Origin of the sequence: Streptomyces sp. NPDC093221 (assembly GCF_044753885.1) — a bacterium.
Lineage (GTDB): Bacteria > Actinomycetota > Actinomycetes > Streptomycetales > Streptomycetaceae > Actinacidiphila.
Map to the genome: position 1 here is coordinate 12,548 of NZ_JBIVOA010000011.1, position 25,547 is coordinate 38,094.

Here is a 25,547-nt window from a genome sequence, read left to right on the forward strand (position 1 = left end):
CGATGAGGTGAGGGACGTCTTCCGGCGCCATGGGGCCGCGCCGGAAGACGTCCCGTCGCGTGGACAGAAGGGGCCCGCGCGGCGCCCGGAGCACGGTCGCCGAAGGGGCCATTCGTGATCCGCCGGACAGAACCTAGGCCCGGTGGCGGCGCCTGTCGCGCGAATGCGGGCGCGATCGGGTAGTCAGGAATAGTGGACAAGGACGCGACCGACCCCTTCGTGCATGTCCGGGGCGCCAGTGAGAACAATCTGCGGAACATCGATGTCGACGTTCCGCGGGACGCGATGGTCGCCTTCACCGGCGTCTCCGGTTCGGGCAAGTCCTCGCTCGCGTTCGGCACCCTCTACGCGGAGGCCCAGCGGCGCTACTTCGAGTCCGTGGCACCGTACGCCCGAAGGCTGTTGCAACAGGTCGGCGCTCCGCATGTGCGGGAAATCACCGGACTGCCACCGGCCGTCGCCCTGCAGCAGCGACGCGGCTCCCCCAGCTCGCGCTCGACGGTCGGCACCATCACGACGCTGTCCAATCTGCTGCGCATGCTGTACTCCCGCGCCGGCACCTACCCGCCGGGGGCCGCGCGGCTGGAGGCCGAGTCGTTCTCACCCAACACCGCGGCAGGCGCCTGCCCGCAGTGCCACGGACTGGGCGTCGTGCACGACGTCGCCGAGGACCTGCTGGTCCCGGACCCCTCGCTGAGCATCCGCGAGGGGGCGATCGCCGCCTGGCCGGGCGCCTGGCAGGGCGCCAATCTGCGCAGTGTCGTGAGCGGCCTGGGGATCGACATCGACCGGCCGTGGCGCAGGCTCAGGAAGAAGGACCGGGACTGGCTGCTGTACACGGACGAGCAGCCCTCCGTGTACATCCAGCCGCAGGAGGACCGCGTCGACTACGGCTATCAGGGCACGTTCTGGAGCGCGCGCAAGCACGTCATGCACGTCCTCGCCGACTCCAAGAGCGACAAGATGCGCGAACGGGCGCTCCGGTTCGTCAGGAGTGTGCCCTGCCCCGAGTGCCACGGCAGCGGACTGCGGCCCGAGGCAATTGCGGTGACCTTCGCCGGACGTTCCATCGCCGAGATCAACGCGATGCCGCTCACCGAGGTCGTGGCGCTGCTGCGGCCCGTCGTGGAGCGGTCCGAGGCCGACGCCACCACGTCGACCGCCCGGTCCGGGGAGACGACCGAGGCCGCGGTCCGGATCTGCGGCGATCTCGTCGCGCGGATCGACGTACTGCTCGACCTGGGCCTGGGATATCTCAGCCTCGGGCGCCGCTCGACGACCCTGTCGCCCGGCGAGGCGCAGCGCCTGCGGATCGCCACCCAACTGCGCTCGGGGCTGTTCGGCGTCGTCTACGTCCTCGACGAGCCCTCCGCCGGGCTGCACCCGGCCGACGCGGAACCGCTGCTGGACGTGCTGGACCGCCTCAAGGCGGCGGGCAATTCGCTGTTCGTCGTGGAGCACGACATGGACGTCGTGCGGCGGGCGGACTGGGTGGTGGACATCGGCCCCGGCGCGGGTGAGGGCGGCGGACGCGTGCTGTACAGCGGCCCGGTCGCCGGTCTTGAGCGGGTCGCGGAGTCGGCCACGAGCCAGTACCTGTTCGGGCGCGCCCAGCCGCTCGAACATCGCCCGCGCACACCGCACGGCTGGCTGCGCCTGAGCGGCGTCTCACGCCACAATCTGCGCGATGTGTCCGTCGACGTGCCGCTGTGCGTGCTGACGGCGGTGACGGGTGTGTCCGGTTCCGGGAAGTCGACGCTGGTGACGCAGGTGCTCGCCGAGGTCGTGCGCGGCCACCTCGGGCTCGTACCCGAGGAGCCCGACGAGGCGGAGCTGGAGGTCGACGTCCAGGACGCGTCGGGGGTCGAGTCGTTCGACCGGCTGGTCCGGGTCGACCAGCGGCCCATCGGCCGGACTCCCCGGTCCAACCTGGCCACGTACACGGGGATGTTCGACGCGGTGCGCAGGCTGTACGCGGGGACGGAGGAGGCCAGGGCGCGCGGCTACTCGGCCGGGCGCTTCTCCTTCAACGTGCCCGAAGGGCGGTGCGAGACGTGCCAGGGCGAGGGATTCGTCGCGGTGGAGCTGCTGTTCCTGCCCGGCACCTACGCGCCGTGCCCGACCTGCCGGGGCGCCCGCTACAACGCCGAGACGCTGGAAGTCACCTACCGCGGCAAGAACATCGCGCAAGTGCTGGGAATGTCCGTCGACGACGCCGCCGGGTTCCTGTCCGCCGTCCCGGCCGCCTCCCGCAGTCTGGAGACGTTGCGCGAGGTGGGACTCGGGTACCTGCGGCTGGGGCAGCCCGCGACGGAACTCAGCGGCGGCGAGGCGCAACGCATCAAACTGGCCACCGAATTGCAGCGGGCCCGCCGCGGGCACGCGCTCTACCTGCTCGACGAGCCGACGGCGGGGCTGCACCCCTCGGACATCGCGCTGCTGCTACGACAGCTGCACCGGCTCGTGGACGCCGGCAACACGGTCGTCCTCGTCGAGCACGACCTCGACACGATCGCCACCGCCGACTGGGTCATCGACCTCGGACCGGGCGGCGGCGACGCGGGCGGGCGGGTGGTCGCGGCGGGGCCGCCGGACAAGGTGGCGAAGGCCCGCCGCAGCGCCACCGCGCCCTACCTCGCGGCCCGGCTCGCACGCTCCTGACGACGGAGCGAATCGCTGGCCACCGGCGCTTCAGCCGCGTCGGTCGTCGGGGCGGGCGAGCCGGGTCAGGGAGGCGACGACCAGGGCTTGCACGCCGGTGTCCAAGGTGGGCTGGAGGACCGGGGCGAAGCGGGCGCTGTGGTTGACGGGGATGTCCTGGGCGACGGTGCCGCGCCGCTCGGCCGCACGGTAGGCGTCGGGGTCGGTGCAGCCGATGCCCCAGTAGGTGTACGGGGTGCCGAAGGCGTCAGGGATGCGGCTGAAGTCCTCGCTGGCGCTCTGCAACGCGCTGGTACGGGCCCGCTCGCCGAAGTAGGCGGTGAATGCGGCGGAGACGTCGGCGGTGACGGCCTCGTCGTTGACGGTCGGCGGGAAGCGGCCGCCCTCTTCGTACTGCGGGTCCCGGGTCGCGCGGGAGGCGTCGCACTCGGCTGTGACGATGCGCCGCACGGCGGCCAGGACGGCTTCACGGGTGCCTTCGTCGTAGGTGCGCACATTGAGCTGGATCTCGGCCGTGTCCGGGATCACGTTGCCGGTCGTACCGGCGTGGACGGAACCCACGGTCAGCACGGCGGGCTCGGTCGCGGCCAGCTCTCGGGAGACGATCGTCTGAAGGCGGACCACGATCATCGACGCCATGACCACCGGGTCGATCGCGGCCTGGGGAGCGGAGCCGTGGGCACCCCGGCCGTGGACGGTGATCTTCAGATTGTCCGCCGCCGAGAGGAACGACCCGGAGCGGGTGCCCAGAGTCCCGGCGGGATAGGGCAGTACGTGCTGGGCGAACGCCACGTCCGGGCGGGGGACGCGGTCGGCGAGACCGTCGGCGAGCATGCGGTCGGCGCCGTCCCCGGGTTCTTCCGCGGGCTGGAACAGGGCGACGAGCGTGCCCTGCCACGACGTCGGGGAGGCCGCCATCAGCCTGGCCGCGCCCAGCAGACAGGTGACGTGCATGTCGTGGCCGCAGGCGTGGGCCACGGGGACGTCCCGGCCGGACGCGTCCGTGGCGGTGGCCGTGCTGGCGTACGGGAGACCGGTGTCCTCCCGGACCGGCAGCGCGTCCATGTCGGCCCGCAGCAGGACGACCGGCCCGTCGCCGTTGGCGAGTACGCCGACCACGCCGGTGCCGCCGACACCCGCGTGCACCCTGTAGCCCCACTCCGTCAGGCGCTCGGCCACCCGGGCCGCGGTCCTGTGCTCCTGGTGGCCCAGCTCGGGATGGGCGTGCAGGTCCCGGTAGACGTCCTCCAGCTCGGAACGGATTTCCGGCAGTCCGGCCAGGACGACGTCCGCGGGAGCCGCCGTACCGGTGGAATCGTCGATCGCCACAGCCGCCTGCTCCTCGCCGATGGGGGTTGCCCGGATGGTTGACCTGCTGGTCGACCAGCTCGATGACCCGACGGTAACCCGGCCCCTGCCGTGCTGCCTGACCTGGCATTCGTGATCACCGCTGCCGGGTGAGCCGGGGCCGCCCGCCGCCCGCGTACCCGCACCGGCCGCCTTCCGCCTTCCACGGGCGCGCCACGACGCGCGGACGGCCGTGTACGCACGCGTCGGCTCGGCGTCGATCAGACCGTGATCGGGCGGGAAGGGCCGTGACCGAGCGGGCAGGGCCGTGACCCGCGTGCGAAAATGGCCCTACGATCGCGCCACGATCCGCAAGCCCACGCGATCCACGATGCATCCCTTCTGCCGACCCGATCGACGCACTGGGAGGCTCTCGGTGAGCGAACGTCGCAATGGATGGCCGACGCTGGTCCACGAGGACATGGCGGCCATGGTCGGATACGTCAACCGGGTGGTGCAGGTCGCGGGCAAGTACACCCTCGACGAGCCCTTCGAAGTCGGCTGGGGAAACGTCGTCCTCGACGTCACTCCCCGCGGGCTCAGGACGCCGACGTTCCGGCGGCGAGGGGTGACCTTCGCGGTGCACTACCGCCTGCTCGACGGTGACGTGGTCGTCGAGGCCGACGCGGGCTCGCGGACGGTGCCCTTGTCGGACGGATCAGTCGCCGCGTTCTACGCGGCGTTCCGCGACGCGGCGGCCGAGCTGGGCATAACCCGGCCGCGTACCTCGCTGATCTGCGAGATTCCGGATTGCGAGCCGACCTTCGAGGACGATCACGTCGAACGCGCCTGGGATCCCGGCGTCGCCCGGCTGATGTGGCAAGCGCTGAACCTCGCCGCCGGCGGACTCGAAACGTGGCAGGCGCCCTTCCTCGGGCACCGCCCCCGGGTCGGGGTGATGTGGGGCGGCTTCGACCTGTCCGCGACACGGCACCGGGCGCGGCCCACCGAGCCGCCGCCCGATCGTCCGGCGTTCATGCAGAACGCCCAGCTCCGGGAGTACGTGGCGGTGGGATTCTCCTTCGGGGACGCCACAGCGCCCGGCGCCGGTATGTACGCCTACATCTGGCCTCAGCCGGACGGCCTCGACGGCCGGTCCTGGGGTGTCGACGGGGCGGTCTGGAATCCCGACGCCGGTCTGGTTCTCCTGCCGTGGGACAGGCTCAGGGAGACGGCCGACCCGCACCAGGCCATCGTGACGTTCGGTGACGCCGTCTACGACGCCGCCGTCGGGCTGTCGGGCTGGCCGTCCGACCTCATCGGGCCCCGCGTCGACGGCTGGTACATGAGCCGGACGCGGCCGGACGCCGTCCGGGTCCAGCGCCCCTGAACCGAGCTGGTTGGGCCGACTGAGACGCGGGCGCCCGGGCAGCCCTTCGCGGCGGACACGATGGGGACACCTCAGGATTCGGGAATGATCTTGATCGCGCTGGACCACTTCAGTCCGAGCCGGTCCTGGAGCGTCATGTGCAGGAACTGGAACGCCTCCAGTTCCAGGGCGCGGCGCAGCGGTCCGGCGTCGAGGGGGCGCAGGCCGCCGCTCGTGACGAATTCGGTGACGGTCGCCCGCGCGTCGTCGTCATCCGTGGCGATGAACACGTCCAGAGGCTGACCGGCCACTTCGCCGGCCACCAGCGTGGTCGCGAAGGTCGTGTTGAACGCCTTGACGAAGCGGGCCTGCGGAGCCTCGGCCGCGACCAGGCTGACTGCGGTCACGCCGGGCGGGGTGACGAGCGAGTCGAAGGTGGAGAAGTCGACGGGGTTGCAGATGTCCACGACGACCTTGCCCGCGAGGGCCCGGGCGTGTTCACGGGCCACCGTCTTCGCCGCCTCGAACGGCAGGGCGAGCACGGTGATGTCCGCGCCGTCCAGCGCGTCGAAGTCCGCGCCGCTCGCGTCCGCGCCGAGGTCGGCGGCGAGGGCGTCCGCCTTGGCCCGGTTGCTGTCCACGAGACGGACCCGGTGGCCGCCCGCGAGGGCGCGGGTGGCGATACCGCGGGCCATGTTGCCCGCACCGACGATCGTGATCTGCATGGCTGACTCCTTCTTCCGTCAAGGCCGACGAGGGCCGCGGCCGAGCGCCCGGAGAGGGGTATACGGCCGGCACCGTCCGGCTCCGTGCTCGGGGAGCGCGGCGACCGGCTCATCACGGTCGAGTGCGGCCAGAGCACACCGGGCCGTACGCACCCCGCCGGCACCGGTCACGGCCGAGGCGACGCTGCTCCGGTCCCGCCATGGTGCGGCGCCCTATGAAAAGCCCAGCTCAGGACGGTCCCGAGAACGTCGGCGACTCTGTCATCCTGCGGGAAGCGGCGGACGCCCGCATCCGGAGCGGTGACCCGAGACAAGCCCCCCGCGGCTCGACGCCAGGGTGCCCGAAGTGTCAGTGGTGACCGTGGGCTGTGTCGGACGCTCCGCCGAACAGGCGGCCCACGGCCCGGAACGGCAGGGACACCACCGTGGCGACAGCGCTGCCGATCTTTCCGAGTACATCTGCGATGGCCTTGAACATGGCTCACCCTCCTTCGGTACGCGGTGCCGTTGTCCGGCACCGCGTGTGGAGCCTCACCTGGTCCCCTACCCGGATAGTGGCCGCCCATGGGCTCTCCCGCTCATTCTCATGGGAACTGTCCACGCGACCGTGTAGGACGGCTCCCGCGGGGCATCCGGATGCGTACGCCACTGTCCCGGGTGAGGCTGTGAATGCGTACGAGTCGTCACCGAGGGAGGCCACCACACATGCGGAGCACCACGCGGCAGGACGGGCCCGCCACCGCTCCACCGGCGACCGCTCCTGGTCCGGCGGCCCACGACGCGGCGACGGGTCTTCCCGTCGCGGCGGCGGCCCGGGAGTCGGCGGAGCGTTTCGCGGAGCTGGTGGCCGCTCTGACGTCGGGAGCGCTGGACTGCCCGTTGCCGGGCTCGGGTCGTACGGCGGAGCGCTTCGCCGTCCTCACCTCGGTGGCCGAGCGGGATCTGTGCGCGGCCCGGCTCTTCGAAGGACACGTGGACGCGGCGGCGATCCTGGCGGAACTGGACGCGCCGCCGCCCCGGCCGGGAGAGCGGTGGGGCGTGTGGGCGGCCGAACCGCCGGGCGAAGGACTGCACGCCACCCGTGACCGCGACGGCTGGGTGCTGACCGGGCTCAAGCAGTACTGCTCGGGAGCCCACAGCTGCACCCACGCGCTGGTCACCGCGGCGACGGAGCGGGGAAAGCGGCTGTTCGCGGTACGGACGGGGGTGGCCGACGGCTGCCGCCCGGTGCCGGGCACCTGGCAGGCCGTCGGGATGGCCGGGAGCGACACCCCTGACGTGCGCTTCGACCATGTGCCCGGTGTGCCGGTCGGCGACGTCGGCGGCTATCTGAAGCGGCCGGGGTTCCAGCACGGCGGTATCGGCGTGGCCGCCTGCTGGTACGGCGGGGCCCGCGCCGTCGCCGACGTTCTGCTGCGCGCCGCCGCCGATCGCGGCCCCGACCCGCACACCGACGCGCACATGGGCGCGGTCGACATGCTGCTCCATGCCGCGGCGGCCGTGCTGAAGCAGGCCGCAGCGGAGATCGACGGCGATCCTTCCGACACCGGCGGCACCGCGCGGATGCGCAGCCTGCGCACCCGCGCGTTCGTCGAGTCCGTGTGCGCCGACGTCCTCACGCACGTGGGACGGGCCACCGGCGCCGGTCCGCTGTGCCACGACGAACGCCACGCCCGGAACACCGCTGACCTGACCGTGTACATCCGCCAACACCACGCCGAGCGCAACCTCGCCGAACTGGGCGGCCTCGCCGCCCGCAAGGAGCCGTCGTGAGCGAGCAACCAGGCCCGCCGCCCGCATACGCCAACCCCATCCAGGCGCCGGGCACCGACGAGGCGCTCTGGCGGGACTGGGACGGCTGGCGCGCGCTTCCCGAGCTGCGGCTGCCCGAGGCGGGCAGGGTGGTCGTGGTGGCCGCGCATCCCGATGACGAAGTGCTGGGCGCCGGGGGGACGATGGCGATGCTGGCGGACGCGGGGACCGCCCTCACCGTGGTCTCCGTCACCGACGGGGAACAGTCGCACGCCGACAGCAAAGCCGTCACGCCCGGGCGGCTGACACAGTTGCGCGCCGAAGAACTCCGCCAGGCCCTCGCGGCGTTGGGCACGGGCGCGGCCCACGTCGTCCGGCTGCAAGTGCCGGACACCCGGGTGGCCTTCCACGAGGACGAGATCGTCAAGGCACTCGTCCCGGTGGTGGAGGGCGCCTCGTTGTGCCTCGCGCCGTGGATCGGCGACGTCCACGGTGACCATGAAGCCGCAGGACGGGCCGCGCTCGCCGCCGCCGCGCAGGCGTCCGTGCCCTGCCTGATGTATCCCGTGTGGATGTGGCACTGGGCCCGCCCCGGCGACCCGCGTGTCCCGTGGCCTTCCGCGCACCGGGTCACCCTGTCCGCGGACGTCCAGGCCCGCAAGCGCGCCGCCGTCGCCCGGTTCGCCACCCAGGTCGAGCCCATCGGCCCCGCGCCGGAGGACGCCGCGGTCCTGCCGCCCGACGAGGTGGCCCACCACCTCCGCGCGCAGGAGGTGATGTTCCAGTGAGCCGGACGAACGCGGCGAGTACGCCCGCCGCCTACTTCGAGACGATGTACGGCGGGGGCGAGGACCCCTGGCACCTCGCCGAACGCTGGTACGAGCGGCGCAAGTACGACATCACCGTGGCCGCGCTCCCCCTGCCGCGCTACCGCCGGGCCTTCGAACCCGCGTGCTCGGTCGGTGAGTTGACTCGCCGACTGGCGACCCGTTGCGACGAGGTACTCGCCTGCGACCGGGTCGCGTCCGCCGTGGCGACCACTCGGCAACGTACCGCCGCAGCAGAGAATGTGACGGTACGTCAGCTCACACTGCCCGACGAGTGGCCGGACGGCTCCTTCGATCTGATCGTGCTGTCCGAAGTGCTCTATTATTTCGCCGCTCCCGATCTCGACAGGCTTCTGGACCGGGCCCGGACGGCGTTGGAGCCCGGCGGGCATCTCGTCACCGTGCATTGGAACCATCCGGTGCCCGAACACCTGTGGACGGGCACCGAGATCGCGGACCGCGTGACCGGCCTGCCCGGGCTGTCACTGCTCGCCGATCACCGCGAGGCCGACTTCGTCCTCCAGGTCCACGGCCGTGACCTGGCCGACGGGAGCAGCCCGCCCGGTCCCGCCGAGCGCGAGGGTCTGGTGTGAGGGTCGAGGCCATCGCCGTCGTCATCCCGGCGCACAACGAGGAGGCGCTCCTGCCCGCCGCGCTGGAGGCGGTCGCGGCTGCCGCGCGCCACCCCGCACTCGCCGCCGTGCGGATTCGCACGGTCGTCGTCGCGGACTCCTGCCGTGACGGCACGGCCCGGATCGCGCACCGGGCCGGAGCCCTCGTGGTGCCGGTCGGCTTCCGCAGTCCGGGCCGGGCGCGCGCCGAGGGCGCCGAGCACGCGCTGGCGGAGATCACCGTCCCGCACGAGCGGGTGTGGCTCGCCACCACCGACGCCGACAGCGCCGTACCCCTGCACTGGCTGGCACACCACAGCGCTCTCGCCCGTGACGGGTGGGACGCGGTGGTCGGCACCGTGACCGTGCCGACGGCGACCGCCCTCACCGTCCGGCACCAGCTCAGTTACGAAGCCACCCGTCCGGCCGACGGCGCCCACTGGCACCACCCCCATGTCCACGGCGCCAACCTGGGCCTGAGTGCCAGCGCCTACCGCGATGTGGGCGGGTTCCCGCCGCTCGACGTCGGCGAGGACCACGCACTGGTCGCCGCGCTGGTCGGCCGCGGTCATCGCGTCCTGCGCACCTCGGCCGCCCCTGTCATGACCTCGCCCCGTCTGCACGGCCGCGCCCGCGGCGGCTTCGCGGACTTCCTCGCCGCGCAGGCCGAACACACCGCCCGCAGCGAACCGGCGAGCTGACCGGCACGGCGTATCGGCCAAGGGGTACGCGGAACCACCGACGACCGACACCGCTGGCACCCGCGACGGCGCGGGGACCTCTCACCGCCACGCCATCGGGTGACGCGGCTCAGCCAGCCGGGTGACAGCGGCCACCGCGGGCTGCCGCCGGGCGGGCCGGTGCTCCAGGATCGGTGCCGCCGCCGTCTCCGGCGGGCCGCGCGTCGACCGCGCGCCCGTGACGCGCGATCAGATCGACCACGGCTGTTCGAGGAGTCCCACCCCATGCGTTCACGCGTCATCGCCATCATGGCCGCCGCTGCCGCCGCCACCGCGGCACTCGCGCAACCCGCCCACGCCGCCCCGCTCGTCGACGGGGTCTACCGTTTCGCGGCCCTCAAGGACGGCATGTGCCTGACCTGGCCCAAAACGAAGGCGCGCATCGGCATGGTGGCGCTGGGCGCCTGCACGGACACCGCCTCCACGTCGGCGAACTGGCAGGTACGGCAACGCCCCAACGGAACCATGGAGGTCTCCACACCGGACTCCGACCCGCGCACCTGCCTGGGCCTGACGACGGACTACCACGTGAAGGTCACCGACGCCTGCTCCGACAAGTACGCCGAGTGGACCGTCTCCTACGGCTCCGCAGGACCCGGCAGCGTCGTCTGGGCCGACATCGAGCACACCCCCAGCGACCACTCCAACTCGTGGGGGAAACTCGTCGACAGCCCCGACGTCACCGGCCGCATCGTCGTGCGGCAAGCCCCCATCGACCCGCACTACTGGGCTTTGCAGCCGGCCGGCTGAGACCTGTCCCGCACCGGCCGTCCACCGGGGCCCGGCCGGCAAGGCGCTGCCGCCTTCCTCCGACGGACGCTGCTACGGCCGCAGGGCCGTCAGGCGCCGACCGGGCGGGGCCGACCGGCACCCGTCTCGGGCCCTTGGGCCCCACGACACCCTGCCCTGCGCGCGGGAGCGTGGACAGGGCGGGACGCCACGGCGATACGCGCCCTCGGGAGTCCCGCCCCTCCCGAGGAGCGTCCGTATGCGCATCATCGTCAGCATCGACACCGACACCTTCGTCGGCGACGACGGTCTCGATCCGGCCGCCGCGTCGCTGGCCGAACTCCTCCGGGCCGGCCACGAGGTCGTCATCGTCCACGGCGCTCCCGCCGAGACCCAGGCCGTCACCGGATCGCGCTTGGTACGCGCGCTGGACTCCGTGCTCGTCGGCCGTACCGTGGTCGCGCTCGTGACCCACGCCCAGGTCGGCGCCCACGACCCGCAGGTGAGCCTGCCGGACCGGCCCCGCGTACGCCCGCAGGCCGTTCCCGAGGCTCAGGTCGTCCGCGAACTGCTGGCCGACGGCACCGTGGTGGTCTGCGGCGGCGGTATCCCCGTCCTACGGGAACGCGGCACCGCGCGCCTGCGGACCGTACCGGTGACGGTGGACCCGGATCGGACGGCGGCGCTGCTGGCCGTCGAACTGGACGCGGACATCCTGCTGTTCCTCACCGGCGCCACGCACCTGTTCGCCGCGGGAGGACACGGCCGCCCCAGGCCGCTGCTGCGGCTGACCCCCGACGAACTGTCCGGCGTACGTCTGCCCGAGGCCGTGATCACCCGCGCCGCGATCGCCGCCGACTTCGTCACCCGCACCGGCGGCGTCGCGGCGATCGGCCCGGTCGACAACGCCCTGGGCATCCTCCTCGGCACCACCGGAACCCAGATCCGCCCCGCACCCGCTTCGGTCAGGGAAACCGCGCCGTCATCCGACTGATCACCGGCACTATGGGGCCGTATGGACTCCCCCGCCGAAAACCGTCCGCTCCCCCATCCTCCGCCGGTCCGGCTCCGGCACGAACGGGTGGTGTACGCCAGGATGCGGGGCACGCAGGACCGCATGGCCGACGCCATCACCTCGTTCGCGGGCACGATGGGCTTCGTCTCTCTGCACGCGGCATGTTCGAGACGAATCTGCACTCGGAGGTGTGGTCGGCGCACATGGGCAAAGCCCTCGGCCTGGACCCCGAGCAGATCGAGGGCGAGGTCCGGGCGGCCCTTGCCGACAGCCGCACCCGAATGAGCACGGGAGGACGCGCCGCGGGCCCATAGGCCCCGACGAAGCGCACCGGGCCGAAGAACCACCCGTACGGCCGCAGGGCGGCTCACCGTGCCTGAGACGAGGTTCGGATCTGTACCGGACAGCCCTCAGCCGTGGGAGATCTCGGCCACCTCGACCACTTCGGAGCCTTCGCGACGCATCCGTTCGCTCCCCCAGACGCCGAGCGGCCCGAGCGCTTGATTGAGCGTGCGCCCGTGCTCGGTCAGGGAGTACTCCACCCGCGGCGGCACCTCGGCGAAGACCTTCCGGTGCACCAGTCCGTCCTCCTCCATCTCGCGCAGGTGCTGCGTCAGCATCTTCTCGCTCACTCCGGGCAGTCCGCGACGGAGCTCGGCGAAGCGGCGCACACGATGGGCGTCAAGTTCCCAGAGGATGAGTCCCTTCCACTTGCCGCTCACCACGTCGAGCGCGGCGTCGATGCCGCAGATGTAAGGCCCGCACCTCGGCGCCCTCGCCATCACTGATCCCCTTACTAAAAGGTAAGTACCGCAGAAAATAGTGGGTACTTCCCAGATTAGTGGCCCTCTCCGAGCATGAAGAGGTGAACGAACAACAGCACGGCACCACCAGGCAACACAGCACTGTCACCGTGATCGGACTCGGCCCGATGGGCCAGGCGATGACCCGTACCCTCCTCGCCGCCGGCCACCCGGTCTCCGTCTGGAACCGCACCGCCGGCCGGGCCGACGGCGTCGTCGCCGACGGAGCGGTCCTCGTACCGACACCCCGCGAGGCGGTCGAGGCAAGTGACCTCGTGATCCTCAGCCTCACCGACTACCAGGCGATGTACGACATCCTCGACAGCGCCACCGCGTCGCTCGCCGGCCGGACGCTGGTCAACCTGAGCTCCGACACCCCTGACCGCTCACGCGAAGCGGCATCCTGGGCGTCGGCCCACGGCGCCACCTTCCTCACCGGTGGTGTCATGGTCCCGGCACCGATGGTCGGCACGGACGCGGCCCACGTCTACTACAGCGGCCCCACCGAGGCGATGGAGAGCCACCGGCCGACACTGGCGCTGCTCGGCGCGCCGAAGTATCTGGGCGTGGATCCGGGTCTCGCCCAGATGATGTACCAAGCCCAGCTCACGGTATTCCTCACCACCTTGTCCGCACTGATGCACGCCACCGCGATGTTGGGCACCGCGGGAATGACGGCGAAGGAAGCGCTGCCGGAGTTGCTCTCCTCCGCCGACTCGATCGGCGCCATCCTCAGGGCCGGCGAAGCGACCCCCGGCACCGCGCTGGACGCCGGAGAACACCCCGGCGGGCTCAGCACGGTCACCATGATGGGCGCGACATCCGACCACATCGTCGAAACCAGCACGTCACTCGGCCTCGACCCCGCGCTCCCCCTGGCCGTCCAGGCCCACTACCGCCGCGCCATCGACAACGGCCACGGCAGCGACAACTGGACCCGCATCATCGACAGCATCCGAAAGCCGCACTGACCCCACCCGGCACCGTCGGAGGCGGGGATTTGAGGGAGCATCAGTTCGTCAGCACGACCACCAGCATCGCCAGCCAGCCCAGTGAGACGAAGACGGGAAGCAGCACCATCACGAGACCGGTCGGGGACGCCTGGAGCCACCCTGATCCCGGCTCTGTCAGCCGGCGTCCCACTATCCGCTGCCCACCGTGCCACGCCATGTGCTCTTCCAGCTCCACGACCGTGCTCTTGCGGGTCTGCAAATAGCGGCGTCCGTAGCGCAGCATGACGGCGAACGCCAGCCCGGAGACGAACCCGATCACCGTGATGACCGCTCCGACGCCCCGGGCCACTTCCTGTGACTGCGCGCCCTCTTTGCCGAGGGTAAACGCCAAGGTGGCCGCGAGGCCCGCGGTGATGTAGAGGAAGTTATTGAGCTTGTTCCAGTTGAGGAGGTCCTCATGCTTGTATAAGTCGACCGCGATCTCGTACTGGGTCTGCAACATCGACTCACGCGGCTTGCGCGAGACCCACACGACGCGCAGACGGCCGTCCGGCGGTCGCAACCGTGTCAGTTCCTCGAAGCCCAGCTTCCGGTGGAACTGGCTCGACGCCTCATTGAGCGGCTCGTTGACCACCGCAGCGATCACCGGGTTGGCCGTCCAGCGCTCCAGCACATGGTGGTACAGGCGTGACGCGACGCCCTGCCGCGACGCGTCACGGGCCACGCACACCTGCTTGATCACCAGGAAGCTGCCGAGCGTGGTCTTGATCCGGTGGTTCAGCCACTCGTCAGGTTCGATCTGGGCGTCGCTGTAGGCCAGGAGGAATCCCAGGACGTCGGTTCCCTTGACGGCCACGTAGAAGTGCTCGGCGCTCACCAGTCGCCTTTGGTACATCTCGTCGGTGTACTCCGACACCAGGAATCCGTCCCGGCTGGCCTCAACCGGGTCGATTCCGTCCAGATTCCTGGACTGTGCCAACGCGAAGATCATCGGGACATGCGCCGAAGTCGCCCGCACGATCTCGATCCCCGCTTGAGCAGGCGCGGTCACGCGCTCACCTCCCACTGAACAGGCGTTCCCAGGGCTCCGCGGAAAGCGTGTCCTGACAGCCCGTCGGATGCAAGAGCGCATGAAGTGGCGTCATGGCGAAGCGAATTCGGCCGGTCCCGGCTCAGGACCCGGCGCAGTCGCAACCGAGGCGTCGGCTGCTGCTCCGCCGGGCACCTGTGACCGGCCCGAGGCGTTTGCGGTGCGAGACGACCACGCCGGTGGTGATGTACGAGGTCGATGTGAAGAACCCCTCAGCGGGGCAGGTCGATCCCGGCTTCGCGCAGGAGCCGGGCGAAGGTGGTCGCGTGCTCGGGGGTGAGGGGGAGGGCCGGGAGTCGGGGAGGTCCGCTGGGGACGCCGACCAGGTCGAGGCCGGTCTTGATCGCGCTTGCGTACGGGTGCGCCTCGAGGAATTCGCAGATCGGAAAGATCTTCGTCCACTGCTCCCGTGCCTCGGCGATGTCGCCGCGGACCGCGAGGGTCTCGTAGAAGTCCGCGCACAGTTGAGGGATGACGCTCGCCGCTCCCCAGACTCCCGCCCGCGCGCCGGCGGCGATGCCGGAGAACGTGAGGGTGTCGTAGCCGTTGAGCGGCTGGATGACGTCCGCGTAGTGATGAAGGACCGTGGCGAACTTCACCGCGTCACCCCCGGTGTCCTTGAACGACGTCACGCGGGTGCTCCGGGCGAGCTCGGCCAACCGCCCGGCCGAGATGTCCAGTCCCGTGGCGTCCGGCAGGTTGTAGAACATGATGTCGATGTCCACCGCGTCGGAGACGGCCCCGTAGTGCGCCACGACCTCCTCCCAGCCGAGAGCGCCGTAGTAGGGGGGCACGATCATGACCGCCGTCGCACCGGCGTCAGCCGCGTGCCGGGTGAGGTCGATCGTCTCGCCGGTGGTCAACGCTCCGGTGCCCACGACGACGGGCACCCGACCGTCCACAGCCCTCAGGTAGAGGTCGGCGACCTCCTTCCGCTCCGCGTTGCTGAGCGTCGTGAATTCGCCGGTGCTGCCCAAGGGCACCACGCCGTGCACGCCCGCACCGACGATGTGCTCGACCTGGCGACGGACTCCCCCGGCGTCGACGGTCGAACCGTCAGCGCGAAAGGGGGTCACCACTGCCGCGAGTATGCCGCTGAACGGCGTTGTCATCGCTCTCCTTCGTCGTTCGTCGACGGGTTCACCGGGCTCGGAAGCCGCTCGTCGTCGGCCGGGTCCCGCGTCGTAGCGCGCGACCGCCGAGCTCGTCGGTCGGCTTTCCCCCGCGGAACGCGACGACGCCGTTGATGATCACGTGCCGCATCCCGTCGGCGTACTGGTGTGGGTGGGAGTAGGTGGCGAGGTCCCGGACCCTGTCGGGCTCGAAGATCGCGAGATCCGCGAAGGCGCCCTCGCGGATGACGCCGCGGTCGGTGAGACGCAGCGTCCGCGCGGGCAGGCTCGTCATCCGTCGGACGGCGTCCTCGATCCGCAGGACGCCGTCCCTGACGTACGGACCGAGAACGCGGGCGAAGGACCCGTAGGCCCGCGGATGCGTCGGGGCGTCGGTGTACGGCGGAGAGGCCGTCCACGCTTCGGCGTCGGAACAGACCGAGACCCATGGGCTCCGCAGCGCGAGACGGACGTTCTCCTCCGTCATCTCAAACAGCGCGATGATCATCTGCGAGTCCGCCACGACGATGTCCAGAAGCGTGTCGAGCGGATCCGCGTCACCGCGCCGCGTCGCGACCTGCGCGAGTGTCATGCCGTTCCACTCGCAGGTGTTGCCGCCCAGGAGCAGGATTCCGTCAGCGCCGCCCGCGCTCTTGTAGCAGTTGTCCCAGTCGGCGCCCGGGGCCCGGATGGCCTCCTTGACCGTTTCCCGGAAGTCCTCATGCGCGAGCTTGCCGCGCAAAGCGTCCGGGCCGCCGTCGTGGAATCGTGGGGGGACGCACGCGTCCAGGCCGGTAGCGCCCGCCTCGTACGGATAGACGTTGGCCGTGACGGCGAGGCCGCCGGCCCTGGCTTCCTCGATGCGCTGGATCGCGGAGGCCATCAGGGGCCAGTTGTCCCGGCCTGCCGCCTTCAGGTGGTAGACCTCGGCCCGGGCTCCCGACCTTTCGGCGATCCCGATGAGCTCGTCCAGGCTTTCGAGCAGGGAGTCGGACTCGTTGCGGATGTGCGAGATGTAGAGCGCGTCGTGCTCGGCGAGCACTTCCGCGAAGGCGGTCAGCTCGTCGGTCGAGGCGTACATGCCCGGGGCGTAGATGAGAGCGGAGCCCAGACCCAGCGCGCCGTCCGCCAGTTCTTCGTCGAGGAGCCGGCGGGCGGCGGCCAGCTCGTCGGGCGTCAGCGGACGGTCTTGCTGACCGGCGAAGGCCATGCGGAGGTTGTCCGCCCCGACGAAGCTCGCGACATTCGGTCCGACGCCCGCGTCGGCCATGTGGTTCAGGAAGTCGTTGATCCGCGGCCATTCATGCCGGACGTGGGTCCGCTCGGCGTAGTCCTTGGCGATGGCGCGCATCCGGCCCTCCACGGGGCCGAGCGAGTAGCCTTCGCCGAACACCTCGGTCGTGACGCCCTGGTAGAGGTCGGAGAGACCTCGGGGGTCACGCTGGAGCGACTCGTAGGCCTGGCTGAGCACGTTGATGAAGCCGGGCGCGACCAACGCGCCGGCGGCGTCCGCCTCGGGCACGTCGGTGTCGGGGACCTCGCCGACGTGAACGATCCGGTCACCCCGGACCAGTACGTCCGCGCGTCTGAGCGGTGCGCCGGTGCCGTCGGCGACAAGGCCGCCGCGCACCACCAGATCACTACGCATCCCGACTCCCCTTGAGCGTTCCGTCCGCCGGCGCGCGGCGGAGCCTGCCGACGGCTGTGCGCGCGACCGCCGCCGTACTCGCCGTGGTCGTGTCCGCCGGCGCGGTCGTCGACGTGTACCGCATCGGTGATTCCGGCGCGAAGGCGTCCTGGAACGACAACTACGACAAGCACCCGTCGGGACACAACGGCTGACGGGCACTCCGCACCTCGGCGCCGAAGGACTCCGATCGGCTTCCACGGACCTGCCTGTGAGGTCAACGGGACGCCGTCGCGGCCCTTCGGTCACCCGCGCGGGTGAGGTTCGGCGTGGGGCGGTTCGACCGGGCAAGGGGGCGGTGCGCCGGTGCGTAACTTGGTGCCGCGGCCCGCCGTCGGCGCGTCGGTGTCACCACATCCCCCCAGGTCAAGGGGTCTGTCATGAAGCGCGTCATCTCCCTCGTCGTTGGCATGGCCGCCGTTGCGGCCACTGCCTCAGGATGCGGCAGCTCCAGTTCCACCACGTCCCTCACCCCCCCATTCCAGCGCAGGCGCCACCACCGCGAGCGCCAGTGCCTCCGCGTCGACCGGCGGCGCCGCCATGGTGAAGACAGCGAACTCGCCGCTCGGTCAGATCCTGGTCGACGACTCCGGCAGGACCCTGTACCTGTTCAAGGCCGACACCGGGAAGACGTCGACCTGCAACGGATCCTGCACGCGGGCCTGGCCCCCGCAGACCACGACCGGAAAGCCCCACAACAGCGGCGTGACCGCCTCAATGGTCGGAACGAGCACCCGGTCGGACCACTCGACCCAAGTGACCTACCACGGCCACCCGCTGTACTACTTCGCCAAGGACACCAAGCCCGGAGAGACCAACGGCCAGGGCCTCAACGAATTCGGCGCGCTGTGGTACGTGGTCAGCCCCAGCGGCAACGCGGTCACCACCGCGGCCTCCGCGTCGGCCTCACCGTCGACCGGCTCCGCCAGCGGCGGAGGCGGGTACTGAGGCGCGGTCCCGTCCATCACTCCGCTCACCGGCGCAGCAGGTCCGCGGCGGCGAGACTGAGTACGCCGTCGTGCCAGGCGAGGCCGCGCAGGTCGCGGACGACGACGGGGGCGTGGGTGGCCAGGGCGCGCCGCCCGACCCCGACGACGACCGCGCCCGCCGCGGCTCCGGCCGCCGCCCCCGCGGCGCTGTCCTCGAAGACGACCGTCCGGGCCGGGGCGAAGCCCAGCTTCCGGGCCGCGGCGCGGTAGCCGTCAGGGGCTGGTTTGCCGTGGCTGACGTCGTCCGCGGTGATGAGCACGGGCGGAGTGGGCAGTCCCGCCGCCGCGAGGCGGGCCCGTGCCAGGAGGGTGACTCCGGAGGTGACCACCGCCCACCGCTCGCGCGGCAGGCTCGTGAGGAGGCCGAGGGCGCCGGGGAGCGCTGTGGTGGTGGCCGCGGCCTCGACCTCCATACGGTCGATCGCGGCGAGTGCCGCGGGCCGCTCGTCCGGGTCGGTCACCAGGAGGGCGACGGTGTCGGCCGACCGGCGGCCGTGCACCATGGCGGTCACCTGTTCCGGCGGCAGGCCGCGGTCACGGGCCCATTGGCTCCATGCCCGGTCGACGCCGTGATCGGAGTCGACCAGGACCCCGTCGTTGTCGAAGAGCAGGCCGTCGCAGGGGATGTCGAGCGCGGAGGCCGGGTGGGGCTGTGCGGTCATGGACGGTCCCTCAGGTCACGGGGCGGTTGCGGTAGCGGCCGACCAGTTCACGGGCGGCGGTCTGCATCCGGGCGGGCGGGAGTCCCTGGGCAATGAGGGTGAGGTCGTCGAGAACCATGTCGCCGATGGTCTCGAAGGCCGCCGGGATGCCGCCCGCGCGGTGTGCGGACAGGACGAGACCGTCGAGGGAGCGGGCCGGGTCGTCGGGGGCGACCGGTTCGTCCGGCCAGACGTCGATGCCGGCCATGACGCGCCCGCGCGCGACGTGGGAGAGGAGCGCCGGGTAGTCGACGACCGGGGCGCGGCTGACCAGGACGAGCCGGGCGCCGTCCGGGAGCAGGTGGAGCTCGCGCTCGCCGATGAGGTGGCGGCTTTCGTCGGTGACGGTGGCCAGCACGAACACGAAGCGGCTGCGGGACAAGGTCTCGTCCAACGAGGCGGGCAGTACACCGTGTTCGCGCAGGACACCGGGCGGCAGCCAGGGATCGTACACACGGATGGTGGGCCGGAAGGGGGCGAGGAGGCGGTTGAGGCCGCGGCCGAGGTTGCCGAAACCGACCAGGCCCACGTCGGAGCCTTGCAGCAGTACGGCGTCCGCGTTGCCGTCGGAGACGTACCGCTCCCGTCCCGCGCGGAAGGCGCGGTCCTCCCGGCTGATGCCCCGGGCGAGGTCGAGCGCGAGGGCGAGCGCGTACTCGGCGACAGCCGGGGCGTAGGCGGGGCCGCAGCCCAGGACGTGGATGCCGCGCTCGAAGCAGGTCGCGTAGTCGACGTTGGGGAAGAAGTTGCCCTCGACATTGAGCAGAGCCCGCAACCTGCCCGCGCGGGAGAGCCGTTGGGTCGGAAGGTCGGGCTGTCCGACGATCGCGAAGGCGTCGGGCAGGACCTCCTCCAGCGCTTCCTCGGAGGGCTCCTTCTCCAGGTCCACCACGGTGAAGCGGTCGCGGAGCGACCCCAGGGCGGCGGGGGTGAAGATGCGGTCCGTGCGCTGCGGGGCGGGGCGCAGGACCACAACTGGCCTGGCGGGTGCGGGGGTTGGGTCCGGGGCGGGCGTGCTCATAAGGCTCCTCGCGTACGTACGTCGGGACTTCGGACGACCAGGTCACGGTCCGCCGCCCTTGGCTTGGCGCCAGTCGCCAGGAGACCGACCAGCGGCGGCGGCCTTGTCGGCACGGCCACCCGCCAGGCTGCCATCGCGGACGTCATCATGCGTTCATGAGCGGGAGCGGGGGCGCCGGGCCGGGTCGTCGGCCGGTGTCAGGTGGCGCCGGGGCTCACTGGTGCAGGTGGCCGCCATGCGCCGCGCCGCCGGGGGAATGGTGCTCGGCGCCGACGGAGGGCCGAGGGCCGGGTCCGGTGGGTTCGAGGGTGGCGAACCAGGTGGCGAGCAGTTTCAGCGCGTCGTGGGCGGGGCTGCCGGGCTCGGCGCTGAGCGCGGTGAGGGTGAGGCCGGGGTCCGTGGGGACGGGCAGGGCCTCGAAGGCGAGGTCGAGGTCGCCGACGACGGGGTGGTGGAAGCGTTTGACGCCGGTGTGGTGCAGGCGGACGTTGTGCGCGGCCCACAGCGTACGGAATGCCTCGCTACGGGTGGACAACTCGCCGATCAGGTCGCTCAGTTCGCGGTTGTAGGGGTCCCTTCCCGCTTCGGTGCGGAGCAGGGCCGCGGCGGAGGCGCGCTGCGTGTCGAGTTCGGTCATGTACTGGTCGGCGCCCGGATTGAGGAACTGGTAGCGGGCCATGTTGACCGGGCGGGCGGGGTCCTGGAAGAGGGGCCAGTACAGGGCTTTGCCGAGGCGGTTGGTGGCGAGCATGTCGAGGCGGCCGTTGCGGATGAACGCGGGTGCGTCGGTCATCGCGTCCAGCAGTTGCCGCAGACCGGGCCGGACGGGCTGTGCCGTCCGGCGGCGTGCGGGGCGCCGGGTGGAGCTGGCGGTACGGGCCAGGTCCATCAGGTGGGCACGCTCGGACTCGTCCAGTCGGAGGGCGCGGGCGAGGGCGTCCAGGACGGCTTCCGACGTGCCGGAGAGGTTGCCGCGTTCCATGCGGGCGTAGTACTCGGCGCTGACCCCGGCGAGCAACGCGACCTCCTCGCGGCGCAGCCCGGTGACCCGGCGGTGGCCTGCGGCGGGCAGACCGGCCTGCTGGGGGGTGATCCTGGCGCGGCGGCTGGTGAGGAACTCGCGGACCTCGCTGCGGTTGTCCATGCCTTCGAGGCTACGACGATCCCGAGCGGTGAGGGGTGTACTGCCAGTACACGTATCAACGGGTCCTTCCGCACGCCTGCGACCTGCCGTTTCATCGTAGACAGGCCGGTTGACGGCCGTCCGCCGCTGCGCTGGCACCCCCGGTGAGGGCAGGGCGGAATGGAAGCGGACAGACGCCCGCGCCGTCGTTCGAGAGGGCACCCGCGCCGTCGCATGAGAAGGCGCCGGGCCCCCGTGGAAGGAGACCGTGATGCCGGAGGACCAGCAGCCCGGAGGACCGCGTCAGCAGTTCGGGGACATCGCCCCGGCACTGGCCGGATACACCGAGGACGTGCTGTTCGGGCAGGTGTGGGAAGACCCGGACCTGTCCTCGCGCGACCGCAGCCTGGTGACCGTGGCCAGTCTGATCAGCAGCGGCAGCACCGAGCAGCTCGCGTTCCACCTCGGCAGGGCGAGGGAGAACGGGCTGAGCGACAAGGAGCTGATCGCGACGGTCACGCACCTGGCGTTCTACGCCGGATGGCCCAAGGCCATGTCCGCGCTCACGGTCGCCCGCCAGGTATTCGCCGACGGCGCCTGACCCGGGGCCGCCAGGCACACGCGACACCGCGTGACCCGCCGCCCGGCAGGCACTCGCCGACACCGCCTGACGCAGGGCCCGCCAGGCACTCGCCGACACCGCCCGGCCCGGCTTCGCTCCGCGCGCGGCCGTCACCCGCCGCGCGTGAGTCGGCCGCCGCTTCACGGACACAAGGAGAGACGACCATGGAGATCATCCAGCCTCCCGCGACGGCGAAGCTGCCGCCGGAGATGTTCACCGGAGACGCGTGGGCGGACGTGATCCACCGCGGCGAGGACCCGTCCCGCGTGCGGATGAACATGGTGCGCTTCGCGCCCGGCGCCCGTACCGCCTGGCACTCGCACGGCCTGGGCCAGACCCTCTGGATCGTGGAGGGCATCGCCCTGGTCCAGTCCCGCGGCGGCGACATCGTCGAGGCCCGCCCCGGGGACGTCATCGTCACCCCCGCCAACGAGGTGCACTGGCACGGCGCCGCGCCGGACCGCTTCATGGCGCACATCGCGCTGTGGGAGGGCGACGACGTCGACTGGCTGGAGCACGTCGGCGACGCCGAGTACACCGGCCCCCGGCGCCCCGCCCGCACCTCCTGACCAACGGCCCGCACGGTCACCGCGTACGTCCGCGTGCCCCTCGCCGACGGCGCTCCCGTACCCGGCGCGGTCGCCGAGGCGCGTCCACGGCCCGGCGCCCTGCCCCGGACCGCCCTGCCCCGGACCGCCCTGCTCCGCACACCGCCCTCCTCCCCCGCGCCATACGGGCCGCGAATGACACCGGCCCGGAGATTGGAAACCCTCCCGTGAACCCCCAGTACAGCTTCGAGGGGCAGGTCGCCCTGGTCACCGGCGCCGCCTCCGGCATGGGCCTGGCCACCGCCCGCGCCTTCGCCCGGTCGGGCGCCGCGGTCGTCCTGGCCGACGTCGACAAGGACGCCGTGGACAAGGCGGCCAAGGAACTCACCGACGCCGGTCACCAAGCCCTCGGCGTGGTCTGCGACGTCACCGACGAGGCCCAGGCCGCCGCCGCTGTCGACCGCGCGGTGGACGCCTACGGCCGCCTGGACATGGCCTTCAACAACGCCGGCATCCAGGCCCCGCCCACGGACGCCGCCGACGAGAGCGCCGAGAACTTCGACCGCGTCAACGCCGTCAATCTGCGCGGCGTCTGGGCCGCCCAGAAGCACGAACTGCGCCACATGCGCACCCAGGGCTCCGGCGCGATCGTCAACTGCTCCTCGCTCGGCGGCCTGGTGGGCCTGCCCGAGCGCGCCGCGTACCACGCCTCCAAGCACGGCGTCATCGGCCTCACCAAGAGCGCCGCCGTCGAATACGCGCCCCGCGGCATCCGTATCAACGCCGTCTGCCCCGGCACCATCGACACCCCGATGGTCTCCGGCATGCTCGAAAGCCAGGCGGACGCCATGGCCGAGATCCTCAAGCAGCAGCCCATCGGACGGCTCGGCCGCGCCGAGGAGGTCGCGCAAGCCGTTCTGTGGCTGTGCAGCCCCGGCGCCAGCTTCGTCATCGGCGCCGCTCTGCCCGTCGACGGCGGCTTCACCACCCACTGACAACCGCCGTCCGACGCGGCGGCGCCGCGCAGCCGCCCGCCCCCGCGCCACGTAAGGAGCCCACGTCATGGAGTACCGCCGTCTCGGCACCAGCGGAACGCTGGTGTCCAACCTGTCCCTCGGCACGATGAACTTCGGCACCCCGCAGACGCCGGAGGACGAGGCGTTCGCGCAGATGGACGCCTTCCTCGACGCCGGCGGCAATCTGCTCGACACCGCCGACGTCTACAACGGCGGAGTGGCCGAGGAGACCGTCGGCCGGTGGCTCGCCGCCCGCCCGGACGAGGTCACCGACCGCGTCGTCCTCGCCACCAAGGGCCGCACGCGCACCGGCACCGACCCCAACGAGGCCGGAACCTCGCGCCGCCACCTGGACCGGGCGCTCACCACGTCCCTGCGCAGGCTGGGAGTCGACACCGTCGACCTCTACCAGCTCCACGCGTGGGACCCCCTGACACCGATCGAGGAGACGCTGGCCTTCCTCGACTCCGCCGTCCGTGCGGGGAAGATCCGCTACGTCGGCCTGTCCAACTTCACCGGATGGCAGCTCCAGCTCGCGGTCTCCACCGCGCGGGCGTACGGCCTCCCGGTGCCGGTGACCCTCCAGGCCCAGTACAACCTCGCCACCCGGCAGACCGAGTGGGAGATGACCGCCGCCGCCCGGTACAACGGACTCGGCATCCTGGCCTGGTCCCCTCTCGCGAGCGGCTTCCTCACCGGAAAGTACGAGCGCGGCGCGCGGCGGGCCGCCGACACCAGGGCCGGTCAGGACCACGCCCTCTACCAGTACACCTCCTCCAACTACGAGCACTCCGACCGCACATGGGACGCCGTGGACGCGCTGCGCGAGGTCGCCCGGGACAACGGCGTCACGCCCGCCCAGGCCGCCCTGAGCTGGGTCGTCAACCGCCCCGGCGTCACCTCCGCCATCGTCGGCGCCCGCACCGTGCGGCAGCTCACCGGCAACCTCGCCGCCGCGGACCTGCGCCTGGACCCGGACTCCGTCACCGCGCTGGACACCGCGAGCGACCCGGACCCGGCCCCGTACCCCTACGGCCCTTTCGGCTCCGCCCAGCGCGACCGCACCGCCAACGGCCCCGAGGCCCTCGGCGCCCTCATCGACCAGCACGCCGAGTCCGGCGGCGCCGGGCGGCACTGATCCGTTCACGGACGTCCAGCACGAAAGGGAGCCTCACCATGGAGTACGTCCGCCTCGGCGCCACCGGCCTGAAGGTCAGCCGGCTCGCGCTGGGCTGCATGAGCTACGGCGACCCGGCCGTGCCCGGCGCCCACCCGTGGGCCCTGACCGAGGACAAGGCGGGACCGTTCTTCCGGCAGGCCGTCGACCTGGGCATCACCTTCTGGGACACCGCCAACGTCTACCAGGCGGGCACGTCCGAGGAGATCACCGGCCGCGCGATCCGCGAGTACGCGCGGCGCGAGGACATCGTGCTCGCCACCAAGGTCCGCGGCAGGATGCACGACGGTCCCGGCGGCGAGGGCCTGTCCCGCAAGGCCGTCCTCGAACAGGTCGACGCCTCCCTGACCCGGCTGGGCACCGACTACATCGACCTGTACCAGATCCACCGCTTCGACGACGACACCCCGGTCGAGGAGACGATGGAGGCGCTGCACGACATCGTGAAGGCCGGGAAGGTCCGCTACCTCGGCGCGTCGTCGATGTACGCCTGGCAGTTCGCCAAGCTCCAGCACGCCGCCGACCTCGGCGGATGGACCCGCTTCGGGTCCATGCAGAACCAGTACAACCTGCTGCGGCGCCAGGACGAACCCGAACTCATGGCCATGTGCGGCGACATGGGCGTGGGGCTCGTTCCCTACTCCCCGAACGGCAAGGGCCGCCTCGCCCGCCCCGCCGGTGAACAGAGCGCCCGTTCCCGTACCGACCACGTGGTGCGGTCCTTCGACAGCCCCCACGACGGACCCGTCATCGACGCCGTCCAGCAGGTCGCCGCATCCCGCGGCGTGCCCATGGCCCACGTCGCACTCGCCTGGGTCCTCCGCAACCCGCTCGTCTCCGCGCCCATCGTCGGCGCGACGCAACCCCACCACCTTCAACAGGCCGTGGACGCGCTCGACTTGAGCCTGTCGGACGAGGAAGCCGCCGCGCTGGAGGCCCCCTACGTCAACGCCGGACCTTCCTGGTTCTGATCACGGATCCGCGTGACG

General features: G+C 71.7%; 27 protein-coding genes. 17 read left to right on the plus strand and 10 right to left on the minus strand.

All coding sequences use genetic code 11. The features are described from left to right. The first annotated feature begins 192 nt into the window (after positions 1-192). Positions 193-2,661, plus strand: coding sequence for an excinuclease ABC subunit UvrA (gene uvrA, locus ACIQCJ_RS31325; protein ID WP_402713210.1), 2,469 nt, complete (start codon positions 193-195; stop codon positions 2,659-2,661). Between the two features lie 30 nt (positions 2,662-2,691). Here the strand turns inward: uvrA and ACIQCJ_RS31330 are convergent, their stop codons facing one another. After that, entirely contained in the window at positions 2,692-3,990 is a 1,299-nt protein-coding gene (locus tag ACIQCJ_RS31330; RefSeq protein ID WP_402713211.1) for an amidohydrolase, read from the minus strand. 394 nt (positions 3,991-4,384) lie between these two features. Between ACIQCJ_RS31330 and ACIQCJ_RS31335 the strand changes: the two genes are divergently transcribed. Beyond that, a complete protein-coding gene (locus ACIQCJ_RS31335; protein ID WP_402713212.1) occupies positions 4,385-5,338 on the plus strand; it encodes a DUF5996 family protein in 954 nt (317 codons plus the stop codon). 71 nt (positions 5,339-5,409) lie between these two features. Here the strand turns inward: ACIQCJ_RS31335 and ACIQCJ_RS31340 are convergent, their stop codons facing one another. Together ACIQCJ_RS31340 and ACIQCJ_RS31345 are read right to left on the minus strand one after the other, a co-directional pair. Beyond that, positions 5,410-6,042 (minus strand): NADPH-dependent F420 reductase, encoded by a 633-nt coding sequence (locus tag ACIQCJ_RS31340; RefSeq protein ID WP_402713213.1) that lies wholly within the window; start codon positions 6,040-6,042, stop codon positions 5,410-5,412. A gap of 349 nt (positions 6,043-6,391) precedes the next feature. Further along, entirely contained in the window at positions 6,392-6,520 is a 129-nt protein-coding gene (locus tag ACIQCJ_RS31345) for an LPFR motif small protein (protein ID WP_355335140.1), read from the minus strand. A 227-nt stretch (positions 6,521-6,747) separates the two neighbouring features. On the opposite strand from ACIQCJ_RS31345, the gene ACIQCJ_RS31350 reads away from it, so the two are divergent. The 7 genes from ACIQCJ_RS31350 (at position 6,748) to ACIQCJ_RS31380 (ending at position 12,030) form a co-directional block, all read left to right on the plus strand. Continuing rightward, complete coding sequence (locus tag ACIQCJ_RS31350; protein WP_402713214.1) at positions 6,748-7,815, plus strand: acyl-CoA dehydrogenase; 1,068 nt, start codon at positions 6,748-6,750, stop codon at positions 7,813-7,815. Then, positions 7,812-8,582, plus strand: a complete 771-nt coding sequence (locus tag ACIQCJ_RS31355; RefSeq protein ID WP_402713215.1) for a PIG-L deacetylase family protein — start codon at positions 7,812-7,814, stop codon at positions 8,580-8,582. The genes ACIQCJ_RS31350 and ACIQCJ_RS31355 overlap by 4 nt, the downstream gene beginning before the upstream one ends. A 44-nt stretch (positions 8,583-8,626) precedes the next feature. Beyond that, positions 8,627-9,214 carry a class I SAM-dependent methyltransferase gene (locus tag ACIQCJ_RS31360; RefSeq protein ID WP_402713410.1) on the plus strand — a complete coding sequence of 196 codons (588 nt, stop codon included), beginning with the start codon at positions 8,627-8,629 and terminating at the stop codon, positions 9,212-9,214. Continuing rightward, the gene (locus ACIQCJ_RS31365; protein ID WP_402713216.1) at positions 9,211-9,933 is read left to right on the plus strand and encodes a glycosyltransferase; all 723 of its coding nucleotides are present in this window, start codon (positions 9,211-9,213) and stop codon (positions 9,931-9,933) included. The genes ACIQCJ_RS31360 and ACIQCJ_RS31365 overlap by 4 nt, the downstream gene beginning before the upstream one ends. Before the next feature lie 264 nt (positions 9,934-10,197). Then, positions 10,198-10,722: a hypothetical protein gene (locus ACIQCJ_RS31370; RefSeq protein ID WP_355335148.1), complete on the plus strand. Its 525-nt coding sequence runs from the start codon at positions 10,198-10,200 to the stop codon at positions 10,720-10,722. A gap of 238 nt (positions 10,723-10,960) precedes the next feature. Further along, positions 10,961-11,695, plus strand: a complete 735-nt coding sequence (locus ACIQCJ_RS31375) for a hypothetical protein (protein WP_402713217.1) — start codon at positions 10,961-10,963, stop codon at positions 11,693-11,695. Between the two features lie 182 nt (positions 11,696-11,877). Continuing rightward, the gene (locus ACIQCJ_RS31380) at positions 11,878-12,030 is read left to right on the plus strand and encodes a hypothetical protein (RefSeq protein WP_402713218.1); all 153 of its coding nucleotides are present in this window, start codon (positions 11,878-11,880) and stop codon (positions 12,028-12,030) included. Positions 12,031-12,126: 96 nt separating this feature from the next. Here ACIQCJ_RS31380 and ACIQCJ_RS31385 read toward each other — a convergent pair whose 3' ends face one another. Next, positions 12,127-12,498: a helix-turn-helix domain-containing protein gene (locus tag ACIQCJ_RS31385; protein ID WP_355335155.1), complete on the minus strand. Its 372-nt coding sequence runs from the start codon at positions 12,496-12,498 to the stop codon at positions 12,127-12,129. A gap of 83 nt (positions 12,499-12,581) precedes the next feature. Here ACIQCJ_RS31385 and ACIQCJ_RS31390 point away from each other — a divergent pair, with 83 nt between their 5' ends. Further along, positions 12,582-13,490: an NAD(P)-dependent oxidoreductase gene (locus ACIQCJ_RS31390; RefSeq protein WP_402713219.1), complete on the plus strand. Its 909-nt coding sequence runs from the start codon at positions 12,582-12,584 to the stop codon at positions 13,488-13,490. Between the two features lie 40 nt (positions 13,491-13,530). On the opposite strand, the gene ACIQCJ_RS31395 is transcribed toward ACIQCJ_RS31390, so the two are convergent. The 3 genes from ACIQCJ_RS31395 to ACIQCJ_RS31405 form a co-directional block, all read right to left on the minus strand. Then, the gene (locus ACIQCJ_RS31395) at positions 13,531-14,523 is read right to left on the minus strand and encodes a GNAT family N-acetyltransferase (RefSeq protein WP_402713220.1); all 993 of its coding nucleotides are present in this window, start codon (positions 14,521-14,523) and stop codon (positions 13,531-13,533) included. 251 nt (positions 14,524-14,774) lie between these two features. Continuing rightward, positions 14,775-15,674: a dihydrodipicolinate synthase family protein gene (locus ACIQCJ_RS31400; RefSeq protein WP_402713221.1), complete on the minus strand. Its 900-nt coding sequence runs from the start codon at positions 15,672-15,674 to the stop codon at positions 14,775-14,777. 28 nt (positions 15,675-15,702) lie between these two features. Further along, positions 15,703-17,322 (minus strand): amidohydrolase family protein, encoded by a 1,620-nt coding sequence (locus tag ACIQCJ_RS31405; protein WP_402713222.1) that lies wholly within the window; start codon positions 17,320-17,322, stop codon positions 15,703-15,705. Positions 17,323-17,378: 56 nt separating this feature from the next. Here ACIQCJ_RS31405 and ACIQCJ_RS31410 point away from each other — a divergent pair, with 56 nt between their 5' ends. Both ACIQCJ_RS31410 and ACIQCJ_RS31415 read left to right on the plus strand, forming a co-directional pair. Then, the gene (locus ACIQCJ_RS31410; RefSeq protein WP_402713223.1) at positions 17,379-17,516 is read left to right on the plus strand and encodes a hypothetical protein; all 138 of its coding nucleotides are present in this window, start codon (positions 17,379-17,381) and stop codon (positions 17,514-17,516) included. A 385-nt stretch (positions 17,517-17,901) separates the two neighbouring features. Then, on the plus strand, positions 17,902-18,309 hold the full coding sequence (locus ACIQCJ_RS31415) for a hypothetical protein (RefSeq protein WP_402713224.1): 408 nt from the start codon (positions 17,902-17,904) through the stop codon (positions 18,307-18,309). 25 nt (positions 18,310-18,334) lie between these two features. Here ACIQCJ_RS31415 and ACIQCJ_RS31420 read toward each other — a convergent pair whose 3' ends face one another. The 3 genes from ACIQCJ_RS31420 to ACIQCJ_RS31430 all read right to left on the minus strand — a co-directional run bounded on the left by ACIQCJ_RS31420 (position 18,335) and on the right by ACIQCJ_RS31430 (position 21,216). Then, a complete protein-coding gene (locus ACIQCJ_RS31420; RefSeq protein ID WP_402713225.1) occupies positions 18,335-19,012 on the minus strand; it encodes an HAD-IA family hydrolase in 678 nt (225 codons plus the stop codon). Between the two features lie 10 nt (positions 19,013-19,022). Beyond that, a complete protein-coding gene (locus ACIQCJ_RS31425) occupies positions 19,023-20,072 on the minus strand; it encodes an NAD(P)-dependent oxidoreductase (RefSeq protein ID WP_402713226.1) in 1,050 nt (349 codons plus the stop codon). Positions 20,073-20,286: 214 nt separating this feature from the next. After that, positions 20,287-21,216, minus strand: coding sequence for a helix-turn-helix transcriptional regulator (locus ACIQCJ_RS31430; protein WP_402713227.1), 930 nt, complete (start codon positions 21,214-21,216; stop codon positions 20,287-20,289). A 250-nt stretch (positions 21,217-21,466) separates the two neighbouring features. Between ACIQCJ_RS31430 and ACIQCJ_RS31435 the strand changes: the two genes are divergently transcribed. The 5 genes from ACIQCJ_RS31435 (at position 21,467) to ACIQCJ_RS31455 (ending at position 25,529) form a co-directional block, all read left to right on the plus strand. Beyond that, positions 21,467-21,796 carry a carboxymuconolactone decarboxylase family protein gene (locus ACIQCJ_RS31435; protein ID WP_401854580.1) on the plus strand — a complete coding sequence of 110 codons (330 nt, stop codon included), beginning with the start codon at positions 21,467-21,469 and terminating at the stop codon, positions 21,794-21,796. Between the two features lie 185 nt (positions 21,797-21,981). Further along, positions 21,982-22,386, plus strand: coding sequence for a cupin domain-containing protein (locus ACIQCJ_RS31440; protein WP_391162779.1), 405 nt, complete (start codon positions 21,982-21,984; stop codon positions 22,384-22,386). A 206-nt stretch (positions 22,387-22,592) separates the two neighbouring features. Continuing rightward, a complete protein-coding gene (locus tag ACIQCJ_RS31445; RefSeq protein WP_401720177.1) occupies positions 22,593-23,360 on the plus strand; it encodes a glucose 1-dehydrogenase in 768 nt (255 codons plus the stop codon). 67 nt (positions 23,361-23,427) lie between these two features. Next, positions 23,428-24,519 carry an aldo/keto reductase gene (locus ACIQCJ_RS31450; RefSeq protein WP_402713228.1) on the plus strand — a complete coding sequence of 364 codons (1,092 nt, stop codon included), beginning with the start codon at positions 23,428-23,430 and terminating at the stop codon, positions 24,517-24,519. A gap of 38 nt (positions 24,520-24,557) precedes the next feature. Then, a complete protein-coding gene (locus tag ACIQCJ_RS31455; RefSeq protein WP_402713229.1) occupies positions 24,558-25,529 on the plus strand; it encodes an aldo/keto reductase in 972 nt (323 codons plus the stop codon). The last annotated feature ends 18 nt before the right edge of the window (positions 25,530-25,547 follow it).